At 64.9% G+C, this 23,321-nt stretch carries 23 protein-coding genes; 15 read left to right on the top strand and 8 right to left on the bottom strand.

Annotation, left to right across the window (positions count from 1 at the left end; all coding sequences use genetic code 11):
* The 5 genes from RTQ46_RS18870 to RTQ46_RS18850 all read right to left on the bottom strand — a co-directional run.
* On the bottom strand, window positions 1-1,099 hold a 1,099-nt coding region (locus tag RTQ46_RS18870; RefSeq protein ID WP_312439009.1), incomplete at its 3' end, for an AMP-binding protein.
* A gap of 149 nt (window positions 1,100-1,248) precedes the next feature.
* Window positions 1,249-1,956 (bottom strand): anaerobic ribonucleoside-triphosphate reductase activating protein, encoded by a 708-nt coding sequence (locus RTQ46_RS18865; protein WP_312439007.1) that lies wholly within the window; start codon window positions 1,954-1,956, stop codon window positions 1,249-1,251.
* 6 nt (window positions 1,957-1,962) lie between these two features.
* Window positions 1,963-2,160: an anaerobic ribonucleoside-triphosphate reductase gene (gene nrdD / locus RTQ46_RS18860; protein WP_312439005.1), complete on the bottom strand. Its 198-nt coding sequence runs from the start codon at window positions 2,158-2,160 to the stop codon at window positions 1,963-1,965.
* A complete protein-coding gene (locus tag RTQ46_RS18855) occupies window positions 2,157-3,917 on the bottom strand; it encodes a ribonucleoside triphosphate reductase (RefSeq protein WP_312439003.1) in 1,761 nt (586 codons plus the stop codon). The genes nrdD and RTQ46_RS18855 overlap by 4 nt, the downstream gene beginning before the upstream one ends.
* Before the next feature lie 227 nt (window positions 3,918-4,144).
* Window positions 4,145-4,561, bottom strand: a complete 417-nt coding sequence (locus tag RTQ46_RS18850; RefSeq protein ID WP_312439001.1) for a hypothetical protein — start codon at window positions 4,559-4,561, stop codon at window positions 4,145-4,147.
* A gap of 162 nt (window positions 4,562-4,723) precedes the next feature.
* Here RTQ46_RS18850 and RTQ46_RS18845 point away from each other — a divergent pair, with 162 nt between their 5' ends.
* The 3 genes from RTQ46_RS18845 to RTQ46_RS18835 are packed head-to-tail and all read left to right on the top strand — an operon-like array spanning window position 4,724 to window position 7,234.
* The gene (locus RTQ46_RS18845) at window positions 4,724-5,761 is read left to right on the top strand and encodes a peptidase U32 family protein (protein WP_312438999.1); all 1,038 of its coding nucleotides are present in this window, start codon (window positions 4,724-4,726) and stop codon (window positions 5,759-5,761) included.
* 60 nt (window positions 5,762-5,821) lie between these two features.
* Window positions 5,822-6,724 (top strand): U32 family peptidase, encoded by a 903-nt coding sequence (locus tag RTQ46_RS18840; RefSeq protein WP_312438997.1) that lies wholly within the window; start codon window positions 5,822-5,824, stop codon window positions 6,722-6,724.
* 18 nt (window positions 6,725-6,742) lie between these two features.
* On the top strand, window positions 6,743-7,234 hold the full coding sequence (locus RTQ46_RS18835; RefSeq protein ID WP_312438995.1) for an SCP2 sterol-binding domain-containing protein: 492 nt from the start codon (window positions 6,743-6,745) through the stop codon (window positions 7,232-7,234).
* On the opposite strand, the gene RTQ46_RS18830 is transcribed toward RTQ46_RS18835, so the two are convergent.
* Window positions 7,231-7,497 (bottom strand): heavy-metal-associated domain-containing protein, encoded by a 267-nt coding sequence (locus tag RTQ46_RS18830; RefSeq protein WP_312438993.1) that lies wholly within the window; start codon window positions 7,495-7,497, stop codon window positions 7,231-7,233. The two genes, RTQ46_RS18835 and RTQ46_RS18830, sit on opposite strands and share 4 nt — an antisense overlap.
* A gap of 239 nt (window positions 7,498-7,736) precedes the next feature.
* Between RTQ46_RS18830 and RTQ46_RS18825 the strand changes: the two genes are divergently transcribed.
* The 11 genes from RTQ46_RS18825 (at window position 7,737) to RTQ46_RS18775 (ending at window position 20,362) form a co-directional block, all read left to right on the top strand.
* The gene (locus RTQ46_RS18825) at window positions 7,737-9,137 is read left to right on the top strand and encodes a TolC family protein (protein WP_312438991.1); all 1,401 of its coding nucleotides are present in this window, start codon (window positions 7,737-7,739) and stop codon (window positions 9,135-9,137) included.
* A complete protein-coding gene (locus tag RTQ46_RS18820; RefSeq protein WP_312438990.1) occupies window positions 9,134-10,108 on the top strand; it encodes an HlyD family efflux transporter periplasmic adaptor subunit in 975 nt (324 codons plus the stop codon). The genes RTQ46_RS18825 and RTQ46_RS18820 overlap by 4 nt, the downstream gene beginning before the upstream one ends.
* A 6-nt stretch (window positions 10,109-10,114) precedes the next feature.
* Window positions 10,115-11,296 carry an ABC transporter permease gene (locus RTQ46_RS18815; RefSeq protein ID WP_312438988.1) on the top strand — a complete coding sequence of 394 codons (1,182 nt, stop codon included), beginning with the start codon at window positions 10,115-10,117 and terminating at the stop codon, window positions 11,294-11,296.
* Window positions 11,293-12,462, top strand: a complete 1,170-nt coding sequence (locus RTQ46_RS18810) for an ABC transporter permease (protein WP_312438986.1) — start codon at window positions 11,293-11,295, stop codon at window positions 12,460-12,462. Before RTQ46_RS18815 ends, RTQ46_RS18810 begins: the two co-directional genes overlap by 4 nt.
* Window positions 12,463-12,475: 13 nt before the next feature.
* On the top strand, window positions 12,476-14,053 hold the full coding sequence (locus RTQ46_RS18805) for an AAA family ATPase (protein ID WP_312438984.1): 1,578 nt from the start codon (window positions 12,476-12,478) through the stop codon (window positions 14,051-14,053).
* Entirely contained in the window at window positions 14,050-14,517 is a 468-nt protein-coding gene (locus tag RTQ46_RS18800) for a hypothetical protein (protein ID WP_312438983.1), read from the top strand. Before RTQ46_RS18805 ends, RTQ46_RS18800 begins: the two co-directional genes overlap by 4 nt.
* A gap of 3 nt (window positions 14,518-14,520) precedes the next feature.
* Window positions 14,521-15,492 carry a hypothetical protein gene (locus RTQ46_RS18795; RefSeq protein WP_312438982.1) on the top strand — a complete coding sequence of 324 codons (972 nt, stop codon included), beginning with the start codon at window positions 14,521-14,523 and terminating at the stop codon, window positions 15,490-15,492.
* Window positions 15,489-17,273, top strand: a complete 1,785-nt coding sequence (locus RTQ46_RS18790) for a VWA domain-containing protein (protein ID WP_312438980.1) — start codon at window positions 15,489-15,491, stop codon at window positions 17,271-17,273. Before RTQ46_RS18795 ends, RTQ46_RS18790 begins: the two co-directional genes overlap by 4 nt.
* An 85-nt stretch (window positions 17,274-17,358) precedes the next feature.
* Window positions 17,359-17,952 carry a hypothetical protein gene (locus RTQ46_RS18785; RefSeq protein ID WP_312438979.1) on the top strand — a complete coding sequence of 198 codons (594 nt, stop codon included), beginning with the start codon at window positions 17,359-17,361 and terminating at the stop codon, window positions 17,950-17,952.
* Complete coding sequence (locus RTQ46_RS18780) at window positions 17,949-19,328, top strand: capsule biosynthesis protein CapK (RefSeq protein WP_312438978.1); 1,380 nt, start codon at window positions 17,949-17,951, stop codon at window positions 19,326-19,328. The genes RTQ46_RS18785 and RTQ46_RS18780 overlap by 4 nt, the downstream gene beginning before the upstream one ends.
* Complete coding sequence (locus RTQ46_RS18775; RefSeq protein WP_312438976.1) at window positions 19,325-20,362, top strand: AAA family ATPase; 1,038 nt, start codon at window positions 19,325-19,327, stop codon at window positions 20,360-20,362. Before RTQ46_RS18780 ends, RTQ46_RS18775 begins: the two co-directional genes overlap by 4 nt.
* Window positions 20,363-20,488: 126 nt before the next feature.
* Here RTQ46_RS18775 and RTQ46_RS18770 read toward each other — a convergent pair whose 3' ends face one another.
* The gene (locus RTQ46_RS18770; RefSeq protein WP_312438974.1) at window positions 20,489-21,046 is read right to left on the bottom strand and encodes a TetR/AcrR family transcriptional regulator; all 558 of its coding nucleotides are present in this window, start codon (window positions 21,044-21,046) and stop codon (window positions 20,489-20,491) included.
* A gap of 149 nt (window positions 21,047-21,195) precedes the next feature.
* Here RTQ46_RS18770 and RTQ46_RS18765 point away from each other — a divergent pair, with 149 nt between their 5' ends.
* Window positions 21,196-21,996, top strand: a complete 801-nt coding sequence (locus RTQ46_RS18765) for an SDR family oxidoreductase (RefSeq protein WP_312438972.1) — start codon at window positions 21,196-21,198, stop codon at window positions 21,994-21,996.
* 4 nt (window positions 21,997-22,000) lie between these two features.
* Here the strand turns inward: RTQ46_RS18765 and RTQ46_RS18760 are convergent, their stop codons facing one another.
* Entirely contained in the window at window positions 22,001-23,287 is a 1,287-nt protein-coding gene (locus RTQ46_RS18760) for an aminotransferase class I/II-fold pyridoxal phosphate-dependent enzyme (protein WP_312438971.1), read from the bottom strand.
* Window positions 23,288-23,321 lie beyond the last annotated feature (34 nt).

Below are 23,321 nucleotides of genomic sequence, written 5' to 3'. Positions count from 1 at the left end.
GCAGCAGGGTCAATGGACGGTTTTCTCCCGGCTCGGCCACCTGCAGCACCAGCAGGCCGTAGTTGGGCAGCGGCGTGCCGATGGTCACCGGCTGGCCCGGCAGCAAACGCGCCAGGCTGCACGAGACGGTGGCCTCGGTCGGTCCATAGGTATTGAACATGGCGCGGCCCGGGCGCGACCAGCGCTCGACCAGCGACTCGGGGCACATCTCGCCACCGAGATTGATCAGGCGCAGGCTCGGCACCTCCTCGGCAAACAGCGCCAGCAAGGTCGGCACGGCATGCAGCACGGTGACACGGTTGGCGGCGAGTGCGCGCGGCAGCGCTTCCGGGTCGCCCGAAATCTCTTTCGGTCCCAGCCACAAGGTGGCGCCGACCAGGTACGCGATCCAGATTTCCTCGAACGACATGTCAAAGGCCACTGAAAAACCCTGGTAGACGGTGTCGTCTTGTGTGACACCCAGCACTGCGTTTTCGCTGCGCAGGAAGTGGCAGATGCTGCGCTGGTTGATCAGTATGCCTTTCGGCTTGCCGGTCGAGCCCGAGGTATAGATGACGTAGGCCGGGTGTTCGGGCAGGGTTGCATGGCGCGTGTGCAGCACTTCACCAGGAGCAGCTGGCGCCAGCAGGCTTTCCGCCGTCCAGACCGGGCGCGTGACGCCTGCGCCGGCCAGGCGCGGCGCAAACTGCGCGCAGCTGATCACGCCGGCGCCATCGGCATCGTCGATGCATACCTGCAGCCGTTCGACGGGCGTATCTTCATCGACCGGCAGCCAGGCGGCGCCGGCCTTGGCAATGGCCGCCTGCATCAGCAACAGATTGGCGCCGCGCGGCAGCCACAGGCCGACGATGTCGCCCGGCCGCACGCCGGCCGCCACCAGCCGCGAGGCGGCCAGGCCGGCCTGCGCATCGAGTTCGGCATAGGTGATGCGGCGTTCGCCGGCTATCAGCGCAATCTGTGCCGGGCAGCGCCGGGCGGTCGCTTCCAGCAGGTCGGCCAGCACCTCGTTCTGCAGCAGATCCGGTCGTTCAGGGCCATACAGGATATCGGTGTGAACGGGGGGGCTGAGTACGGGGCTGTCTGCGGTGAAATCGTTCATGATGACGCTTGTCTGTGGTGCTGTGTGAGAGATCATAATTGCGCCAATTTGGTGCGTGGCGCAGTTTGATACATTACAGCAAGCAAGAGATTCCGGCGTTGCAGAACGGGGACTTTACGTGGTTTTTAAGCCATTACCTTGCCCTGCCGTCAGTTGCCAGGATTACGGAATGTAAATCGCGGAAACATGGCGGTAATCTTTGCCAGCGTGGCCGGCGCCGGGTAGCCGGGCAAAGTGGTCTTTACGAGGCTGTCACTGGCGCAGCCTGCGGCGCTGAACTGCTGCAGCACATAGTGGGTGACGCCTTTTTTTGCCAGGGTGGCGGCCAGTTCCAGCAGCGCCTCGTCGGGCAGCAGGGCCGGGTGGATCGTGGTGCGGCATTCGTGGGCCACGCCGCTGGCCACGATGGCATCGAGGCAGAGGCGCGCCGGCTCGCCGCTGCCCGCCACGCCGGTGATGCTGCGATATGCATTAAAACCGGCTTTGATATCGAAACCCACCCAGTCCACCAGCGGCAGCACTTCCTTCAGGCGCTGCGGATAGATGCAGGCGGTATGCAGGCCGACATCGAACCCCAGTGCACGCACGTCCTGCATGGCGCGCCTCAAGGCCGGGTCCATGCACGCTTCGCCGCCGCTGAAGACGACGGCGTCGACCAGCCCGACGCGCCGGCGCAAGAGGGCCAGCACGTCGGCCCACGGCACCAGGACATCGCTGGAGCGCGGCTGCAGGTGCGGATTGTGGCAGTAGCCGCAGCGCCACGGGCAGCCCTGCACGAACACCACGGCGGCCAGCTTGCCCGGATAGTCGGTGGCGGAGAACGGCGTGACGCCGCCCACTTTGAGTTCAGCGGCCATCGCGCATCAACGGCAGGTCAACGGCCCGGAGACCGACGCGCACGCTTCACTGAAATACCGGCGCTCGTGGAACTCGCCCTGCTTGCCGATATTGAACGAGGCGACGGGGCGGTGATAGCCCATCACGCGGGTCCAGATTTCGCAGCGCTGGCGTTCGCTGTCGTCGAGTTCAATTGCTGGTGTCAGATCTGGTCGTGCGTTCATGGTGTTTCCTCCAGTATGGCGGTAAGGTTGGCCTGCTTGCGGGCGATCAGTTCCGCGTCGCAGGTGGGACAAAATTCATGCTTGCCGGCCAGGTAGCCGTGGCGCGGGCAGATCGAAAAGGTGGGGGTGACGGTGATATACGGCAGCGAAAAGCGCGACAGCGCCCGCTTCACCAGTTCGCGGCAGGCATTGGCATCCGACAGCGCCTCCGTCATGTACAGGTGCAGCACGGTGCCGCCCGTGTATTTGCGCTGCAGGTCATCCTGCAATTCGAGCGCTTCGAACGGATCGTCGGTATGGCCGACCGGCAACTGCGACGAATTCGTGTAGTAGGGGTTGTCCACGGTGCCCGCCTGCAGGATGGCCGGATAGCGCTTGCGGTCTTCGCGCGCAAAGCGGTAGGTCGTGCCTTCGGCCGGCGTTGCTTCCAGGTTGTACATATGGCCCGTCTGTGCCTGGAATTCGATCATGCGCGCGCGCACATGGTCGAGCAGGCGGATCGCCAGCGCATGGCCCTCCTTGCTGGTGATGTCGTATGCATTGCCGCTGAAATTGCGGATCATCTCGTTGATGCCATTGACGCCCAGCGTGGAGAAATGGTTGCGCAGGGTGCCGAGATAGCGTTTGGTGTACGGGAACAGGCCGTCCTGCATCAGCTGTTCGATGGTGGCGCGCTTGATTTCCAGGCTGGTCTTGCCCAGTTCAAGCAGCCGGTCCAGGTCCGCCAGCAAGGCCACCTCATCGCCGCGCCACAAATAGCCCAGGCGCGCGCAGTTGATGGTGACCACGCCCAGGGAACCGGTCTGCTCGGCCGAACCGAACAGGCCATTGCCGCGCTTGAGCAGTTCGCGCAGGTCCAGCTGCAGCCGGCAGCACATCGAGCGGATCATGTTCGGTTTCAGTTCCGAATTGATGAAGTTCTGGAAGTAGGGCAGGCCGTAGCGCGCCGTCATCTCGAACAGGCGCCCGGCATTCTCGCTGTGCCAGTCGAAGTCCTCGGTGATATTGTAGGTCGGGATCGGAAACGTGAACACGCGCCCCTTGGCGTCGCCCGCCATCATGATCTCGATATACGCGCGGTTGATCATGTCCATTTCAAGCTGCAGCTCGCCGTAGCTAAAGTCCATTTCCACGCCGGCGATCACGGGAATCTGCCCGCGCAGGTCTTCCGGGCAAACCCAGTCGAAGGTCAGGTTGGTAAACGGCGTCTGCGTGCCCCAGCGCGAGGGCACATTGAGGTTGTAGATCAGCTCCTGCATGGATTGCAGCACGTCCGCATAGGCCAGCTTGTCCTTGCGGACAAAGGGCGCCATATAGGTGTCGAAGGAACTGAAGGCCTGCGCGCCGGCCCATTCGTTCTGCAGGGTGCCGAGGAAGTTGACGATCTGGCCGATGGCCGACGACATGTGCTTGGGCGGGCTTGATTCGACCTTGCCCGGCACGCCGTTCAGGCCTTCGTGCAGCAGGGTGCGCAGCGACCAGCCGGCGCAGTAACCGGCCAGCATGTCGAGGTCATGGATATGCAGCGCCGCCTCGCGGTGCGCTGCGCCCACTTCGGGCGGGTACACCTGGTCGAGCCAGTAATTGGCGATCACCTTGCCGGATACATTGAGTATCAGGCCGCCCAGCGAATAGCCCTGGTTGGCGTTGGCATTGACGCGCCAGTCGCGCCGCTCCAGGTATTCGTTGATGGACGAGGCGACATCGATCTGGCTGTGTTTTTTCGACGGCGTGACGGGTAGTGCGCTAGCTGACATGAAACCTCCAATAACCACAACATGCGGTGTTTTATTGAAGGTTATCGACTAAATGTAGTGCCGTCAAAGGGCGCGTGCAGGCGTTTGCGGGATACTTGATCGAGGTGAAATTCGAGTGTGGTGGCAGGCATTTGCGTTTTACCCCAACGGCGAAAAGGCTGGGGTCGGACGGGGACGCCGAGTCCCTGAGGGTCCGACCCCGGAATTTGCTTCAGGGGTAAACGTTTTCAACGCTTCCTGTCCCACCGCGTCTCCCTCAGTATCATATACGTGGTGACAAAAAACGCCCCGCCGCAGGTAGCGATGCTGATGACGGAAGCGGGCAGCACATGGATCCAGATTTCCGCCGGCGAAAAGGTGCTCCAGCTGGCCACGCGCAGGTCGAACGTGATGTAGTTGGCCAGCAGCCAGTACACGGCCAGCAGCGCCGTGCAGATGGCGCTGCGGCGCAGCAGCGGCATCTGGCGGCGCGCAAACACGGCCAGCAAAAACAGCAGCACCACGCCCGGATAGATGCCCAGTATTTCAGGCGAAAACATGTGCGTGCTTTGCGCGTCATAGCCTTCGACGGGCGAGGCCCACTGCACCTGCAACGCGGTGAGGAACAGGATCAGCAGGAGTATCAGCAGGGGCTTGCGGGTCATGGCAGTGGTTCCGAATAATCAGTAATAGGCACGATGGCAGTGGCGCATTCTACAGCGCAAGGAGGGGTGCCGATGCATGCATTCCTTCACCTGCGTCAAGGACTGCGCACATGGCGCGGGGCTATAGTCTCGACCCTGAGCCGATACAGAAAGCCATCCACCATGAAGCTTGAAAACCCCACCGTCCACCGCGTGGCCGGACCGCTGGAACTGGTCTGTCCGGCCGGCAGCCTGCCGGCCCTGAAAGCGGCCGTCGACAACGGCGCCGACACCGTCTACCTCGGCTTTCGCGACGCCACCAATGCGCGCAATTTCGCCGGCCTCAATTTCGACGAAAAGGCGATCGCCGAAGGCGTGCGCTACGCCCGCCAGCATGGCCGCAAGGTGCTGCTGGCGCTCAATACCTACCCGCAGCCGCACAACTGGACGGTCTGGCGCAGCGCCATCGACCGCGCGGCCGATGCGGGCCTGGACGCCATTATCGTCGCCGATCCGGGCCTGATGGCGTATGCGCGCCAGCATCATCCGCAGCTGCGGCTGCACCTGTCTGTGCAGGGTTCGGCCACCAACTACGAAGCGATCAATTTTTATCACGACCACTTCGGCGTCTCGCGCGCCGTGCTGCCGCGCGTGCTGTCGATGGCGCAGGTGGAGCAATTGATCGCAAAGACACCGGTCGAGATCGAAGTATTCGGTTTCGGCAGCCTGTGCGTGATGGTCGAGGGCCGCTGCGCGCTGTCGTCGTATGCAACGGGCGAAGCGCCCAATACGCATGGCGTGTGTTCGCCGGCCAAGGCGGTGCGCTGGGTGGAAACGCCAACGGGCCTGGAATCGCGGCTGAACGGCGTGCTGATCGACCGTTACGCAGCCGGTGAAAACGCCAGCTACCCGACCCTGTGCAAGGGCCGTTTCGATGTCGCGGGCGAGCAGTATTACGCGATCGAGGAGCCGGCCAGCCTGAACACGCTGGCGCTGCTGCCGCAGCTGATCGTCATGGGCGTCAAGGCGGTGAAAATCGAAGGACGCCAGCGCAGTCCCGCTTATGTGGCCCAGGTGACGCGCGTCTGGCGTGACGCCATCGACGCCTGCCGGGATGGCCAGCAGCGCTATGCGGTCAAGCCGGGCTGGATGGCGGCGATGGACAAGCTGGCCGAGGGCCAGCAGCACACCCTGGGCGCTTATCACAGATCATGGAAATAGGAAAACCTGCTGCGCGAGCCGCTCGCTACGGTTTTTTAACTGGAAAAGAATGGAACGGATATGTTGAAACTGTCACTCGGGCCTTTGCTCTACTACTGGCCGCGCGCCACCGTCTTCGAGTTCTACCAGCAGGTGGCCGAAACGGCCATCGATATCGTCTACCTGGGCGAGACGGTCTGTTCGCGCCGCCATGAGCTGCGCTTGAGCGACTGGCTCGATATTGCGGATATGTTGTCTGCCGCCGGCAAGGAAGTGGTGCTGTCGACGCAGGCGCTGATCGAGTCGGGCGCCGAGCTGGCCACCTTGCGCCGCATCGCCGCCAATGGCCGCTACGCGGTGGAAGCGAACGACTTTGGCGCCGTGCACTGCCTGGAGAAAGGCGCGCCGTTTATCGCCGGTCCGCACCTGAACCTGTTCAATGGCCCCAGCCTGCAATTGCTGGCCGGCCTCGGCGCGCGGCGCTGGGTGATGCCGCTGGAAATGAGCCATCAGGCCCTGGCCGAGATGCTGCGCCAGGCACCCGAGGGCATCGAGACGGAAGTGTTTTCGTATGGCCGCATGCCACTGGCCTTTTCGGCGCGCTGCTTCACGGCGCGCAACCGCAACCTGCCGAAAGACGACTGCCAGTACAGCTGCCTGCAGGAGCCGGACGGCCTGCTGCTGCGCACGCGCGATGCCGAACCGTTCCTGGTCCTGAACGGCACGCAGACGCAGTCGGCGCTGGTCTATAACCTGGTGGGCGAACTGGGCGCGATGGAAAAGCTGGGTGTGGGCGTGGCCCGCCTCAGTCCTCAGGAACACAATACGGTGGAAGTGATCGCCATCTTCGACCAGGCCCGCCGTGGCCAACTTGCTGCCGCCGAAGCGCAGGCGCAGCTGGCCGCCTGCCATGCGGCCGGCACCTGCGACGGCTACTGGCATGGCCAGCCGGGCATGCACCAGCAAACTGCCTCACTCCATTGACCGAACCCGGGACTTACGATGCACAACAAGATTGAAACACTGCCGGCCCCATTTCGCCTGCCCACCCCGGTCGCCGCGCTGCTGGCCAGGCTGCCGCCGTATCCCGCTTCCTGGGCCTTCGTGCAGGGCCTGAACCGGCTGCTGGCGCACCAGTTGCCCGACGATGTGCGTGCGCATCTGCAAGGTCGCAGCTTGCGTTTGCGCCTGCTGGACGCCGGCGTCGCGTTTGATTTCTGCTGGCAGGGCGCGCGATTTGCGGCGGCCCGGCACCTGCACACGCCCGACCTGGCCATCGGCGCCAGCGTGCATGACCTGATGCTGCTGGCGCGGCGCGAGGAAGACCCGGACACGCTGTTTTTCAGCCGCCGCCTGCTGCTTGAAGGCGATACGGAACTGGGGCTGCTGTTCAAGAACACGCTCGACGCGCTCGAATTGCCGCCGTTCGACCTGCAGTCGCTGCATCCGCGCCGCATGCTGGCGCAATTGTGCGGGACAAGCCGGGCAGGCTAGCTGCGCTGGCAGTGGCCGCAGGCGCCGGTGCAGGGGATGGCGGCCTGCGCCTGTTCCGTCTCGCCGATAAAACCGGCCGCATTGACGGCGGCCAGCAGGCGCTCCCGCGTCGCCACCGTTTCATCGAATTGCACCGTGGCGTCATTGCGCGCCAGCGACACGCAGACCGTATCGACGCCGTCGATCGCTTCCAGTACCTCGGTCAGTGCGTCGGCACAGCCTTCATGGTCCATGCCGGTAATCGTCAATCGCGTCTTTTGCATAGCTATCTCTTGCTTTTAAGATAAAAAAGCAGCGTAGGCGAGTGCACCGCATTTCGTCCAGCGCTGCACACCGTGTTTTTCCCGGTTTCTTGATCTGCATCCAATCATGATATCCATCCCGCCATCGCTGGCCGGTTCAACCGTGCAGGGTGGCGTGGACATCCTTGCCTATAATTGCTATTGTGAAAGTATAAACATGGCCATCCCGTGCTTTCGCTTTTTTATGGACAGGACACTACATGGGCCCCACCGCAACATCCTCTTTTCTATTATTAGCCAGTGTGCTGGCCCTCTCTGCGCAGGCCCAGAGCGTCAGTTTCGACGAGGCGCTGCGCCAGGCCGCCGGCGCCTCGGGCACGGTGCAGGGTGCCGCGCTCGACGTGCGCGCCAAGACGCTGAAAGCCGAAGCACTGTCGAATATCGACGGCCCCTCGCTCGATCTCACCGCCTTTCACGGCCGGCTGTCGACCGATCTGTCGCTCGATACCAGCCGCCTGTCCGGCGTGGTGGGCGGCATCGGCGCGGCGCTGCCGAATTTGCCGGTGCCTGAAATCCCCAATTCGCTGAACCGCAATGTGGTGACGAATCTGTCGTCGTTCGGCCTGGTGGGCCTGTGGCCGATCTATACGGCGGGCCGTCTCGACGCCGTCAAGGGCATGGCGGCCGGCATGGCGAAAGAGGCCGACGCCGACCGCGCCGAGGCCGAGGAAAAGCTGGCCACCCAGGTGGCGCAGCGCTATTTCCAGCTGCTGCTGGCGCAGCGCGTGGTGGCCGTGCGCGCGGAAGTGACGGCGGGCGTGATCGAGCACCAGCGCGACGCGGCCAAGCTGGAAAAAGGCGGCCTGATTTCGCGTGCCGAGCGCCTGCGCGCCGACGTGGCGCTGGACGGCGCGCGCAGCGACGAAGCGCAGGCGCGCAGCGATGCGGAAATCGCCCAGGTGGCGCTGGACCGGCTGCTGAACGCCGGCACGCAGGTGCGCCCGGCCACGCCGCTGTTTGTCAATTCGCTGCCGGTGGGCTCGCTGCAATCGTTTATCAGCACCGGCATGCGCGAGAACGCGGCCTGGAAAAAGATCGCCAGCAAGCGTGACCAGTCGGAACAGGCGCTGCGCCTGCATGGCAAGGAGTACAGCCCCACCGTGTTCGCCATCGGCAATTACAACCTGAACCGGGGCAGCGAACGGCTGGTGCGCTCGAACTGGGTGGTCGGTGTGGCCGTATCGGTGCCGCTGGTGCACCGCATCGACACGGGCAAGATGATCGAGGCGGCCAAGCTGGATCAGGAAAGGGTGGAAGTGACGGCGCGGCAGGCCGAACGCGATATCCCCACCCTGATCGAAAAGAACTGGCGCGCGCTGGAAAACGCGCGCATTCAGTTTTTGTCCACCAATTCCTCGGTGGAGCTGGCGCGCGAAAATATCCGCCTGCAGACGGTGGCCTTCCAGCAGGGGCAGGTGACCTCGCTGGAAGTGGTGGACGCGCGCCTGAACTTGGCCAAAATCGAAACCCAGCGCGCGCAGAGCGCCTATAACTACGTGATGGGCCTGGCCCAGCTGCTTGAAGCGGCCGGCGAGACGCAGCGCCTGGGCAGCCTGGCAGCGCAGGCCGACATACACTTACCTCTGGATACCCCACAATGAGCACTTCCAAACAACGCATCGCAGGACTGCTTGGCGTCCTGGTACTGATCTTTATCGGCTGGGGCCTGTACCAGGCCTTCCAGCCGCAGCGCCTGCCATTGCAGGGGCAGATGGATGCGCAGGAAGTCAATGTCTCGTCCAAGGTGGCGGGCAGGGTCGGCGAGTTGAACGTGAAGCTGGGCGACACCGTGGCCAAAGGCCAGGTGCTGTTCCAGCTGACCAGCCCCGAAGTCGATGCAAAGATCGCCCAGGCCACGGCCGCCTCGCAGGCCGCCGAGGCGGTGGCCAAAAAGGCGCAGGCCGGCGCGCGGCCCGAGGAAGTGCGGGCGGCACGCGCCAACTGGCAGCGCGCGCAGACCGGCGCGGCGATTGCCAAAACCACGTATGAGCGTGTCAACAACATGTTTGCCGAAGGCGTGATCGCGCGCCAGAAGCGCGACGAGGCCGAAGCGCAATGGAAGGCCGCCGAGCAGCAGGCGCAGGCGGCGCGCGCCCAGTACGACATGGCCAATGCGGGCGCGCGTCCCGAAGACAAGAATGCGGCCGACGCGCAGGCGCGCCAGGTAGGCGCCGTGCTGACGGAAGCGCAGGTGGCGCTGGCCGAGACAAAAATCGCCGCGCCGGTGGCCGGCCAAGTCAGCAAGATCCAGATCCAGCCGGGAGAACTGGCGCCGCAGGGTTTTCCCGTGATTACCCTGGTCAACCTGGCCGACGCCTGGGCCGTGCTGCAGGTGCGCGAAGACGAGATGGCGGCGTTCTCGATGGGCAGCACGCATACGGCCAATGTGCCGGCCCTGAAGCAGCAGCTGACCTTCAAGGTCAGTTCGGTGGCCGTGATGCCGGACTTTGCCACCTGGCGCGCGGCGCGTCCGGGCGGCACCGACTTGCGTACCTTCGAGATCCGTCTGCGTCCGGCCATCAGGGTCGAGGGCCTGCGCCCCGGCATGTCGGTCGTGTTCCCGCCGCTCTGACCGCGCATGACTGAAGCGATCAACAAGGAGCTGCCGGTGCTGGCGCGCGAATGGGCGCGGCTGCGCGCCGACTTCTGGGATTTGGGCATGCTGAGCTGGATTCCCGTGCTGCTGTGCGGCCTGCTGTGGTGGACTTTTTCGGCTGGTATCGCGCGCGACTTGCCGATTGCCGTGATCGACAACGACAACTCCGCCTTGTCGCGCCAGCTCACGCGCTGGCTCGACGCCTCGCCGGGAATTATGGTCGCGGGCAAGGCCGGCGCCAGCGACGAAGCATTGGCGATGCTGCGCGAACGCTCGGCCTTCGGCTACCTGGTGATTCCCTTTGATTTTGAAAAAGAACTGACAAGCGGCCGCCAGGCCACCGTGCAGTGGCTGTACAACGCGCAGTTTTCCTCGCATGCGGGGTCCTTGCTGCGCGACGTGCGCACGGTGTCGACCACCTTGTCGGCCGGCGTCGAGATGACGGCGCGCGGCAAGAAGGGCGTCTCGGGCGTGCAGGCAACCGCGCAGTTCGAGCCGGTGCGCACGCAGTTGAACAGCCTGTATAACGAGAATATCAGCTACGAGGCGTTTCTGACGCTGGCGCTGATGCCGTCCATGCTGCAGATCTTTATCGTCATCGCGGTGGTGACGACCGTGGGGCGCGAACTGCGCGACGGCACCGTGCCGCAGTGGCTGGCCTCGGCCAATGGCAGCTGGCCGCGCGCGGTGGGCGCCAAGCTGCTGTTCCCCTTGATGGCGTATGTGGCGCTGGCGCTGCTGTACCTGCTGTTTTTCAGCCTGGTGCGCGGCTGGGCCGTGGCGGGCAGCCTGACTGGCCTGCTGCTGGGCATGCTGCTGCTGGTGCTGGCCTATTGCGGCCTGGGCCTGCTGCTGGTCGCCGCCACGCTGTCGTTGCGGCTGTCGCTGTCCGGCACGGCGTTCATCACCGCGCCCGCGTTTGCGTATGCGGGCCAGGCGTTTCCGCTGATGGCCATGCCGCCCGTGGCGCGCGCCTGGGCACAGGCGCTGCCGCTCACGCATTACCTGGAGGTGCAGACCACCTACTGGCTGGCCGGCGCGCCGTGGCGCTATGGCGTCACGCAATTGTTGATACTGGCCGGCTTTGCCATCGGCTGCGGGGCGCTCGGCATGCTGCTGCTGGCGCGCCGCGCGAATGTACCCGCTGCATGGGGCAGAACATGATGTGGACAGCCTTCCTCGCCACCTGGCGCGCCATGCTGACGGACAAGGGCGCATTGACCCTGCTGTTTGTCGGCGGCGTCCTGTATTCGTTTTTCTATCCGCTGCCCTATACCAAAGAGATCGTGCAGCGCGTGCCGGTGGCCGTGGTCGACCAGGACCGCAGCAGCATGTCGCGCCAGATGACGCGCTTTGCCATCGCCCATCCGGCCTTGAGCGTGGTGGCCGTCACGCCCGACCTGCCCACCGCGCAGCATTTGCTGTGGGGCGGGAAGGTGATGGGCGTGCTGATCATCCCCGACGGCCTGCAGACGGACGTGCTGGCCGGGCGCGCCGCGCAGGCGCATGTGGCGGGCAATGGCCTGTACCTGATGCTCAACAAGGTGGCGCTCAATGGCCTGGCCGAAGTGGTGGGCACGGTGTCGGCCGGGATCGAACTCAAACGCCTGGCGGCCGGCACGCCGTCGAGCTACCAGGCCAGCGACCAGCGCTCGCCGATCGCGTTCGACGCGGTGCCGCTGTTTAACGTCAAGGAAGGCTATGGCGCCTATGTGGTGCCGGGTGTGGCGACGCTGATCGTGCAGCAGACCCTGTTGATCGGCATGACCATGCTGTTTGGTACCTGGCATCAGCGCAGGACGTTCCCGCTGGCGCAGCGCACGGCCGGCGGCTATGCGGGCATGCTGCTGGCGTTTGCCTCGGTGGCGCTCCTGAACTGCTGCTATTTCTTCGGTTTCGTGTTCTGGTTCCAGGACTATCCGCGTGGCGGCAACTTCGGCGGCCTGGTGCTGCTGCTGGTGCTGTTCTCGCTGGCCGAGGCGGCATTCGGCATGCTGCTGGCGATGCTGTTTCGCACGCGCGAGCGCGGCACGCAGCTGATGATCGCCACCTCGATGCCGATATTGTTCCTGGCCGGCTTGACCTGGCCCGTCGGCTCGATGCCGGTGGCGCTGCAATGGCTGCGCTGGCTGCTGCCGTCCACCGCCGGCATCCAGGGCTTCGTGGCGCTGAACCAGCTGGGTGCGTCGGTGTACGAGATCCGCCATGAAGTGGCGGGGCTGGCGGGCCTGTTTGTCGTGTGCGCTGCGCTGGGGTGGCGACGCTATAATTCTTGTGATGTAAGTCAGGTGACGGCCTCCGGCTTGACCCGACCTGCGAAAACTAACTGATCGGTCAATCTCCATGGCTTTCAACCTCTTCCAGCGCCTGTCGCAGGCACCCACCAAACCCAAGGCGGCGCCTGCCGCGCGGCAGTTCGACGTGGCGGACCTGTACCAGGGGCCGGTGGCGCTGAGCGGGGAGGGCGAGAGCGCCGCGCGGCCGTTTGACGAAAAGCTGCGCCAGGCCTACTTCTGGATCGTCAACCACGCCATTATCAGCCCCCATTACGATATCGAATACAACGACGGGCCGTCGCAGACCTATGCGGTGGGCGACAGCCGGCGCACGCTCAATTTGCCGTCGGCGCAAAGCTATTCGAGTTTTATTTTGCTGCCGCTGCTGACTTTTGCCACGCGCCGCAAATGCCTGTTTGTCGGCGGCCCCGGCCGCGGCAAGACGGCCAGCGCGCTGCTGATGGGGGTGCTGGCCGGATCGTCGGTGAAAGAAGTGAAACGCGCGATGCAGCATGGCCATCCGCAGATGACGATCGCCGATTTGCTCGGCAATCCGCTGCCGGCCGACCTGGTCAACGCGCAAAGCATGGACGAGATCCGCATCGCCTGGCGCGCCTGGCTGGGCATGCGCGTCAAGATTGTCGACGAATACAACCGCATCCCCACGCGCACGCAAAGCGCGCTGCTGACCGTGATGGGCGACAACTACGCGGAAGTGCTGAACCATATCTACGAATGCCCGGAAGCGGCCTGGTACCTGACGGCCAATGACGACCAGGGTGGCGGCACCTACCAGGTGATCGAGGCGCTGCGCGACCGCGTCGATGTCACCGTGCAGGCGCTGGCCTTCAATCCGCGCTTCCTGAACGAGCTGCTGCTGCGCGTGGAAGAAAACGTGCGGCCAGAAGAGCTGGTGCCGCCCGATATCATCTTTACGGAAGCAGAAGTGGACCAGATCGGCAACGATATCCGCCAGGTGGCCGTGCCCGACGCCGTGCGCCGCCGCCTGGAGTTTTTCGCCAGCCAGTTCGAGCTGTTCGAGACGGCCGGCGGCCAGTTCGAATACATGACCAAGGATACGGCGCGCCTGTCCGGCGCCGACCGCAACGCGGCGCAGGCGGCCGATAACGGGCGCGACCGCCTGAAGGACCTGGGCTGCCAGACCTTGAACGGCATCTCCGTGCGCACCCTGATGGCGCTGCTGATCTACGCCAAGGCCATGGCTTACTTCCGCGGCAACGGCGAAGTGGAGCTGGAAGACCTGCGCCAGGTGCTGCCGTTCGTGTTGCACAACAAGCTGCAGCCGGACCTCGATGCGCCATTCTTCGCACTGCCCGAAAACACCGCCTACCGCAGCGACAGGCTGGGCTGGCTGCGCCGGCTGTTCGACCTGTCCAATGACGAATACAACCGCCTGAACCTGGACCGCGACGATCCGGTCGGCGCCCTGTCGGCCGAATTCGACCTCGGTCTCGACGGCCTGAGCGAGCGCGAGACGCTGGCGCGCCTGAACCGCATCGAAAAGCTGATCGGCGAACGCACCAAGGGGCGCAAGCTGTATGGCCCGCTGTACGACGATTTGCTCAAGCTCAAATACCTGCACCAGCGCTATACCAATTACCGCACCTGGCTGCGTTCGCAATGAGTCTCGATCATTGCCAGGGGTTTCTCGACGCGCTGGCGCTGCTCAACTCCGAAGCGGGCGACCTGTGCGCCACTTACGAGATCGTGCGCCTGCCCGGCGCGCCCGATCTCGCCACGGCGCTCGGCCTGCGCGTGGAAGACCATGCGCTGAACCAGATCAGTCCTTCTCGCATACTGCCTGCGCCGCTGTGGCAGATTGCCGCCACGCCGATGGCGCGCGCGCCGTTGCAGCAAGTGTGCCTGCGCTGGTTCTTTTCGTCGCAGCACATGCAGGCGGCGCCTGCCGGCCGCTTTCGCACCAGCCTGGCGGCGGCGTTTCTGGAAGCGCTGGACCAGGCGCTGGACGGCTTTGAGGCTCATTCGGTGACCATGGCGCCGCCCATGTGGTACGCCATCCACTGGGACGAGATTGCGTTTGTGCGTGGCGCCGAACGCTATCTGCTGCATTTCTCGCATAGTGATTAAGCCATGATTTCATCGTCCTTTGCCGCCATCCTGGCCAGCGGCCGCGCCCAGTTCAATGCGCGCGCCCTGGAAGCGCGGCGCCGTTTTACTTCGCTCGACATGCAGGCGTTCGGCGCCTTTCTGCAGGACGGCGTCGATCCCGTGGTGCAGGCGGTAGCTGCCACCGCGCCTGACCGCGCCGGCAGTTTTACCCTGGCCGCCTACGACATGGCTTTGGCGCTGGTCGGCCATGGTCTGGCCGGGCCGGCGGCAAAGAATCCGTTCCTGAGCACCGTCTGGCGCGAGCTGGCGCCACGGTTTGCGCCACTGCTGGCGGTGGCTCCCGTCGACGCCCTGGGCATGCTGAGCAACGCAGCGATTCACCTGGCCGGCGTGCCTGGCGCACGCACGCGGCAGTGGCAGGACGAGATGGCGGCCCTTGCGCCGCAAATTGCCACGCTGGCGCAGCTGCGCGCCATCGGCCAGTTGCTGGCCTGGCGCGCCGGCGTGGCGCATTTTCGCCTTGGGGCGATCGCCGCCGCCGACAGCCTGCCGCCAATGCTGGCCGTCGCCGCGTTTGGCGAAAACGGCAGCGACTGGCAGGCGCTGCGCGCCCAGTTGCTGGCGCAGCCCTGGCGCGGCAATGGGGACGGCATCGAGTTTGGCGCGTTTGCCGGCCTCGGTGGCCAGTTCGCCACGCCGCCGCTGGTACGTGCCACCGAAGATGGCTTTGTCGTCAGCGCCGGCGAGCGTTTTTACCTGCTGCTGGCGGACGCCCACGGCGCCGTGCTGCATGGCGCCACCGAAGACGAATATGCGCAGGCCGGTGCCAGTGTGCCGTCCGGCGTGCGGCTCAATGGCGCGACCCTGCATCTGGGCGCGCGCGCGCTGGCGCTGGACCTGCCGGCCGGCGAGATCGCGCTGGCCGCCAATGCGCACACGCTGGCGATCACCTCACCATATACGCATGCGATCCGCCTGCTGCCGCTGTCATGAGCGGCCAGCACGCCGAACTGATCGCGCAGTGGCGCGCCGCCTGGCCGCAGGCACTGGAGGTGTGGAGCAAGTTCACGCGCCTGCGCGATCCGGCCCTGTGCGCCAGCCGCGTCGCCGCCAGCAAGGAAGGCCTGAGCGGCAGCTTTGCCATGATCCGCCTGCTGGACCAGAGCGTGGTGGTCGACCTGCCGCTGGTGGCCGAGCTGGGATTGCAGGACTATGGACTGGAAATCCTTGCGCACGAAATCGGCCACCATATCCTGGCGCCCGGCAGCGCCAGCGACCAGTTCCGCCTGCTGGCCCGCATGCGCCGCGCCTTGCCGACGCTGGAGCAGCATGCACCGATGGTGGCCAATCTGTACACGGACCTGTTCATCAATGACCGCCTGCAGCGCCAGGCCGGCCTGCGCATGGACGACATCTACCGCAAACTCGAGCAAGGCAAGGCGAAAGACAGCCCCGCGTCCGGCAAGGTCTGGCTGCTCTACATGCGCATCTATGAGAACCTGTGGCAGCTGCCCAAGGGTGACCTTGGCGGCGCAGGTAGTGATAACGGCGCCGATGAACGCCTCGATACCGACGCCTGGCTGGGGGCGCGCCTGATCCGCGTCTACGCCAATGACTGGATGCTGGCGGCCGGGCGTTTTGCCACCTTGCTGCTGCCTTACCTGGTGGACGACACCGGTGCGCTGAAAGGGGCTGACCCGAGCCGCTATTTCCACGACACCCGCGATGCGGCGCGCGGCTGCCAGACCTATGGTGCGCAGCAGATCGAGGATGACGAGGAAGATGGCGCCATCCATCCCGTGCAGGACCGGCGCATTTCGGGACTCGGAGACGATGCCGTGGGCGAGCCGCCCGAGGAAAAGGCGCAGAAGCAGAGCAGCGGCCAGCTGCGCGAGCCGTTCGAGCTGGGTGATATTTTGAAAGCGTCCGGCATCGATCTGAGCGACCATGAAATCGCCATCCGCTACTATCGCGAGCGGGCCTTGCCGCACCTGGTGAAGTTTCCTTCGCGGCCAGCGCCCGAATCGGACGAGCCGCAGATGGAAGGCCTGTCGCCGTGGGATATCGGCGATCCTCTCGACGAGATCGACTGGCTGCAGTCGGTAATGCAGTCGCCGCGTCCGATCCCCGGCGTGACCACCGTGCGCCGCGAATACGGGCGCGAGCCGGCGCGCGACATCGACAATATTCCCGTCGACCTGGACATGTACGTGGACAGTTCAGGCTCCATGCCCAACCCGCAGCAGCACACCTCGTACCTGACCCTGGCCGGCGCCGTGATCGCCCTGTCCGCGCTGCGCGCCGGCGCCAAGGTGCAGGTGACGCTGTGGAGCGGCAAGCGCGAGGTGATGCAGACACCGGGTTTCGTGCGCGACGAGGATATGATCCTCGGCGTGCTGACCGATTTCTATGGCGGCGGTACCGCGTTTCCCATCCACTGCCTGCGCGAGACCTATGCGGCCAAACGCGAACGGCCCACGCATATCCTGATGATTTCCGACGACGGCATCACCACCATGTTCGACCAGGATGAGCTGGGCAACAGCGGCTGGGATATCTCCGCCAAAGCCCTGGAAAATGGCGGCGCCGGCGGTACCATGGCGCTGAACGTGGCAACTACCTGGGACCAGCCCGGCGGCGCCCACTGGATGCAGAAAATTTTCGGTGACCTGCAGCGCGCGCGCGACGAGCAGGGCTGGGATATCCACGCCGTGGCGCAGTTCGAGGATCTGCTCGAATTTGCGCGCCTGTTCAGCCAGCGGCATTATGTGTAAATTAACCCAAGGACAAGAACTGGGGTCGGACCCTGAGGGTCCGACCCCGGCATTCGCTCCTGGGTTTGACTGAGTATAAAAATCAATGCAAACCCCTGGCCCCCACCTCGAAACCCTGACCCACCGCCTGGCCGATACGCCTGCGGAATTCCTGCGCGAGCCGCGCATCGCCGGCGTGCATAACCCGCAGGCCGTGGCGGTGGCCGCGCTGGTCAACGATATCCTGCTGCTGCACGGCGCGCGCGCGCCGGCCGCATCGCTGCAAGGTTTCCATGGCGCGCAAGTGAAAGCCGACCGCAACCGGCTGGCGCTGGCCATGATCCTGTGCTGGCTGCTGACCGACGACTGGTTTGTGGCGCAGCAGCTGGCGCAGCAAGACCTGTTGCAGGTGCTGGGCGAGGCGGCGCGCGAACTGGCGGCGGCCAGCCCCGCGCACCAGTACACGCAAGATCCGGAACGGCGCGAGGAACTGGCGCGCATCGTGCTGGCGCGCCTGGGTTTCCGGCCCCGCGATGAAAGCGCGGCGCAGGCCACCGACCGCCTGTCGGCCATCAGCGGCACCGAGCGGCGCCGGCTGCTGGAGGCCAGCCGCGTGGCCGAGCAGCGCGCGCGCGAAATCCGCGAAGCGCTGGCGAAAAAGGCGGCCCAGGAATCGGCCGACAAGTGGTCGCGCGAATGATGCCGGCAGCGATATCGCAGGACAACCTGCCCGGCGGCGCCTGGGCCACCGATCTCGATTACTGTCCCACCTTGAGCGATGCGGGACGGCGCATGCTGGAGCACCTGCGCAGCCATCCTGCCGCCCCTGTCTACACGAACCGCAGCGGCAACAAGCTGCTGGCCCATGAGGTCGAGGCGCTGCGTGATTATGAGCGTGAAGTGATGGACGCCGTGATCGGCTGGCAGCCTGGCGAGCCACCTGCGTGGATGGCAGCTTTCCTGCGCCAGGCCTGGGTCAGCGTGCCGCATTATCGCGCCTGCGGTTCGCCCCCCGCGCGGCTGGCGGACGTGCCGCCCATCAGCCGCGCCGACCTGGCCAGCGATATTGCCTCATTCGTGCCCGACGATGCGGACCTGGCGCGCATGATCAACTTCCAGACCACGGGCACCACCGGCCACCCTTTGCTGATTCCTTCGCATCCGTTGGTGGCGGGGCGCTACCTGGCCTTTCACAAACGGGCGCTGCGCCGCTTTGGCGTGACCCTGCGCCATGGCACGGGCCAGGTGGGCGTGATGCTGCTGGGGCACCAGCGCCGCTGCTTCACGTATGTGTCGGTCACGCCCGCCATGGGCGAATCGGGGCTGGCAAAGCTGAACCTGCATGTGGACGACTGGCACCATCCCGATGACCGCGCGCGCTACCTGGACGCGATGGCGCCCGAGCTGGTCGCGGGCGACCCGATCTCGTTTGCCGAGTTGCTCACGCTGCCGATGACGCACCGGCCGGCCGCCCTGATGTCGGTCTCGATGATGCTGTTGCCGGGCATGCGCGCGCGCCTGGAACAGCGTTTCAATTGTCCCGTGCTCGATATCTATTCCCTCAACGAGGTGGGGCCGGTGGCCGTGTTTGACGAAGCGGCCGGCGGCCATGTGCTGCTGCAGCACCGGCTGTATGTGGAAATCCTCGACGGCGAAGGCCGGCCGGTACCGCAGGGGGTGCGTGGCGAAATCACGGTCACCGGCGGCTTCAATTTCTGCCTGCCGCTGGTGCGCTACCGTACCGGCGACTACGCCTCGCTGGCGCATGGGCCGCATGGCCCGGTGCTGCTGGGCCTGGCCGGGCGCAGTCCGCTGCGCTACCGCACGGCCAGCGGCGAATGGATCAACAATATCGACATCACGCACGCCCTCAAACCGCTGGCCATCGCGCTGTTCGGCGTGCACCAGCAGCAGGACGGCGCCGTCGTGCTGCGCCTCGCTCCCGGCGCGATGGCACAGGCAGGCCAGGCGCGTGCCTTGCTGGCGCCGTTTTTCGGCGCCATCACGGTGGAGGTGCTGCTGGCGGAGGACAAGATCATTCAATACACATCGGATTTGCAGGAAGCACTGGCATGAAAAAATTCAAGAGGGCGCTGGTGGTGGGCAAGTTCTGTCCGCTGCACCGCGGCCATCAGCTGTTGCTCGATCACGCACAGGACGGCAGCGAGGAGCTGCTGATCGTCAGCTATACCAAACCGGAGTTTCCCGGCATCGAGCCGGCGCGCAGGGAGCAATGGCTGCGCGCTCTGTATCCGCAGGCGAACGTCGTGGTGCTCGACGATGCGCGGCTGGCGGCATTGTGCGCCGCGCGCGGCATTGCGGCGCGCACGCTGCCGCACAATGACCTGGACGACGGCGACACGCATCGCCACTTCATGGGCTGGCTGTGCTGGACGGTGCTGGCGCTGCCGGTCGATGCCGTGTTTTCCAGCGAAGACTATGGCCCCGGCTTTGCCGACGTGCTGGCCGAATTTTATGCCAGCTCGCCTGTGGCGCATGTCAGCGTCGACCAGGCGAGAATGCAGGTGCCCGTGTCCGGCACGGCCGTGCGCGGCGATCCGCATGCGCACAGCGCCTTTCTGTCGCCCGTCGTGTATGCGAGCCTGGTCACGCGCATCTGCGTGCTCGGTGGCGAGTCGAGCGGCAAGACGACGCTCACCGCCGCGCTGGCCGCGCATCTCGACACCAGCTGGGTGGCCGAATATGGCCGCGAACTGTGGGAAAGCCAGGACGGCGTGCTGGCCTACGGCGACCTGCTGAAAATCGGCCGCGAACAGCTGAAACGCGAGGCGGCAGCGGCAGGGCAGGCCAGGCGCTGGCTGTTCTGCGACACCTCGCCCATGACCACCTATTTTTACTGCATCGAGATGTTCGGCAAGGCCGAGGCGGAGCTGGCGCAGCTGGCCGAACACCGCTACGACCTGGTGCTGCTGTGCGCGCCCGATTTTCCGTTTATCCAGGACGGCACGCGCCGCGACGAGGATTTCCGCGCGCGCCAGCATGCGTGGTACCAGCAAGAGCTGGCGCGGCGGGGAATCGCGTATGTCGATGTGACGGGCAGCGTGGAGCAGCGGATCGAGCAGGTTGCTACATTATTGGCTCGCGAATGACGGCCAACAATGTTGTCGGATTACGCGCTGCGCGCTAATCCGGCCTGCCTGGGATGGCGGCCGCAGGTCGGGTTGGCGCATGGCGCGTAACCCGGCATCACCACCGACGCCGACAATGTGATTGAATCATGGCGCAAACGCGCTGCTGACCGCCGCCAGGATCTCCTGCGAAAACGCCTCGTCATCGACGGCGCGCGCCAGCGCCACCGCACCCACCATGGCCGACAGCATGACGATGGCCTCCTGGCGCGGCCGGCTTTTCTTTTTCCACGGGAAATGCGCAGCCAGCTTGCCGATAATGGTCTTCAGGTGAAACGTGAAGGCTGGGCGCACCGATGGCTGGTTGCGCACTTCGCCGGCCAGCGCCGCCAGCAGGCAGCCCTGGCCCGGCGCATCGCGATGGGCGGTGCTGACGTAATTGCGCACATACTCGCGCATGGCCTCGGGCGTGGCGGTGGCCGCATCGAGCCCTTCGCGCGAATGGGCCGATCCATGCAGCGTGCTTTCCGCCATCAGCGCTTCTTTCGATGCGAAATGGTTGTAGAAGGGGCCGTGGGTCAGGCCCGTCGCTTTCATGATCTGGCCGACGCTCACGCCATCAAATCCCTTTTCGCGAAACAGGCGTGCCGCCGCGGTCAGGATGCGCTGGTGCTTGTCGGCGGTTTCTTCGGCTGGATAACGCATGGCAGGCTCCATAAAATTTATGTTGACATCATACATGATGTTCGTCATGCTTTCGCCATCAAACATGATGATCGTCATGTTTGATAAGTTGAAGCATGATGGTTGTCATGTTTGATGGCGCCACTTCCCACATTGAAAAAGGAATTACCATGAACGCAATTGCTCCAAAAGGCACGGCCCTCATTACCGGCGCCTCCTCCGGCCTGGGTGCCGTCTATGCCGACCGCCTGGCCCGGCGCGGCTTCGACCTGGTCCTGGTGGCGCGCCGCGTCGAACGCCTGGACACGCTGGCCACCTCGCTGGCGGAAAAGTATGGCGTGGCCGTACGCGCCATCGCGGCCGATCTGTCGGCACCCGCCGACCTGCAGCGCGTGGCGGAAGAACTGTCGTCGAATCCGTCCATCACCATGCTGGTCAATAATGCGGGCGTGTCCACCCTGGCGCCCGTGGCGGCCACCAGCGGCGCGGATATCGCGGCCATGGATGCGGTCAACGTGCTGGCCCTGACCACCTTGACGTACGCTGCGCTGCCCGCCTTTTTGCAGCGCGAGCGCGGCACCATTGTCAATATCGGTTCGGTGCTGTCCTTCCATGTGCTGCCGACCAGTACCGTCTACAGCGGCACCAAGGGCTATGTCATGAACTTTACGCGTGGCCTGCAGCAGGAAGTGGCCGGCACCGGGGTGACAGTGCAGCTGGTGCTGCCGGCATCGACGGCGACGGAAATCTGGGAGCTGAGCGGCGTGCCATTGACCCAGCTCGATCCGGCCACCGTCATGCGCGCCGAAGACTGCGTCGACGCGGCGCTGGCGGGCCTGGACCAGGGCGAACTGGTGACCTTGCCATCGGTGGAAGAGCAGGCGCTGTGGGAGCAGTTTGACGCAGCCCGTCTGGCGCTGTTTGCAGGCGCGATGCGGGGCAAGCCGGCATCGCGCTATGGGGTGAAGTAAAGTCTTACGCCGCTGCCAGCGCCTGTTCCAGATCTTCGCGCAGATCGTCGATATGCTCGATGCCGACCGACAGGCGCAGCATGTCTTCGGATACGCCCGCCTTGGCCAGTTCTTCGGGATTGAGCTGGCGGTGCGTGGTGGAGGCCGGATGGGTGGCCAGCGACTTGGCGTCGCCGATATTGACCAGGCGCGTAAACAGCTGCAAGGCGTCCAGCACGCGCGCGCCGGCCGCGCGCGGATCCTCTCCCTCGGCCAGCTTCAGGCCGAACGACAAAATGCCCGAAGCGCGGCCCTGCATGTATTTTTGCACCAGCGCGTAGTCGGCATGGTCTTCCAGCCCCGCGTAATTGACCCACGCGACTTTCGGATGATTTTTCAGATGTTTGGCCAGCGCCAGCGTGTTGTCGCAGATGCGGTCCATGCGCAGCGCCAGCGTCTCGATGCCCTGGATCAGCTGGAAGGCGCTCAGCGGCGAAATGGCTGCGCCCATATTGCGCAGCGGGACGACCCTGGCGCGGCCGATAAAGGCGGCCGGGCCGAACGCTTCCGTGTAGACCACGCCGTGATACGACACGTCCGGTTCGTTGAGGCGCCTGAAACGCTCCTTGTGTTCGGCCCACGGAAACTTGCCGCTGTCGACGATGGCGCCGCCGACCGTGGTGCCATGGCCGCCCAGGTATTTGGTCAGCGAGTGCACCACGATATCGGCACCGTGTTCGATCGGGCGGAACAGGTAAGGGCTGGGCACCGTGTTATCGACGATCAGCGGAATCCCGTGCGCATGGGCGATCTCGGCCAGCTTCGCCACGTCCGTCACATTGCCCAGCGGGTTGCCGATCGATTCGCAGAAGATGGCCTTGGTGCGGCTGTCGATCAGTGCGGCGAAGGTCTCGGGCTGGCGCGCATCGGCAAAGCGCACTTCGATGCCGATCTGCGGCAGGGTATGGGCAAACAGGTTGTAGGTGCCGCCATACAGCTGGCTGGCGGACAGAAAATTGTCGCCCGCTTCGGCGATGGTCTGGATCGCGTAGGTAATCGCCGCCATGCCCGAAGCCACTGCCAGCGCCGCCACGCCGCCTTCGAGGGCGGCGACGCGTTTTTCCAGCACATCCTGGGTCGGGTTCATGATGCGCGTGTAGATATTGCCCGTGACTTTCAGGTCGAACAGGTCGGCGCCATGCTGGGCGTTGTCGAAGGCGTAGGCCACCGTCTGGTAGATGGGGACGGCGGCGGCCTTGGTGGTCGGGTCGGGGGAATAGCCGGCATGCACGGCCAGGGTTTCGATTCTCATTGCAGGTCTCCGGTTTCAAATTCTGGTGTGGTGA

Origin of the sequence: Janthinobacterium sp. (genome assembly GCF_031995485.1) — a bacterium.
In the GTDB taxonomy this organism is placed as follows: domain Bacteria; phylum Pseudomonadota; class Gammaproteobacteria; order Burkholderiales; family Burkholderiaceae_D; genus Janthinobacterium.
The sequence above is the reverse complement of the archived record's forward strand: the minus strand, read 5'-3'. Positions and strand labels throughout refer to the sequence as shown.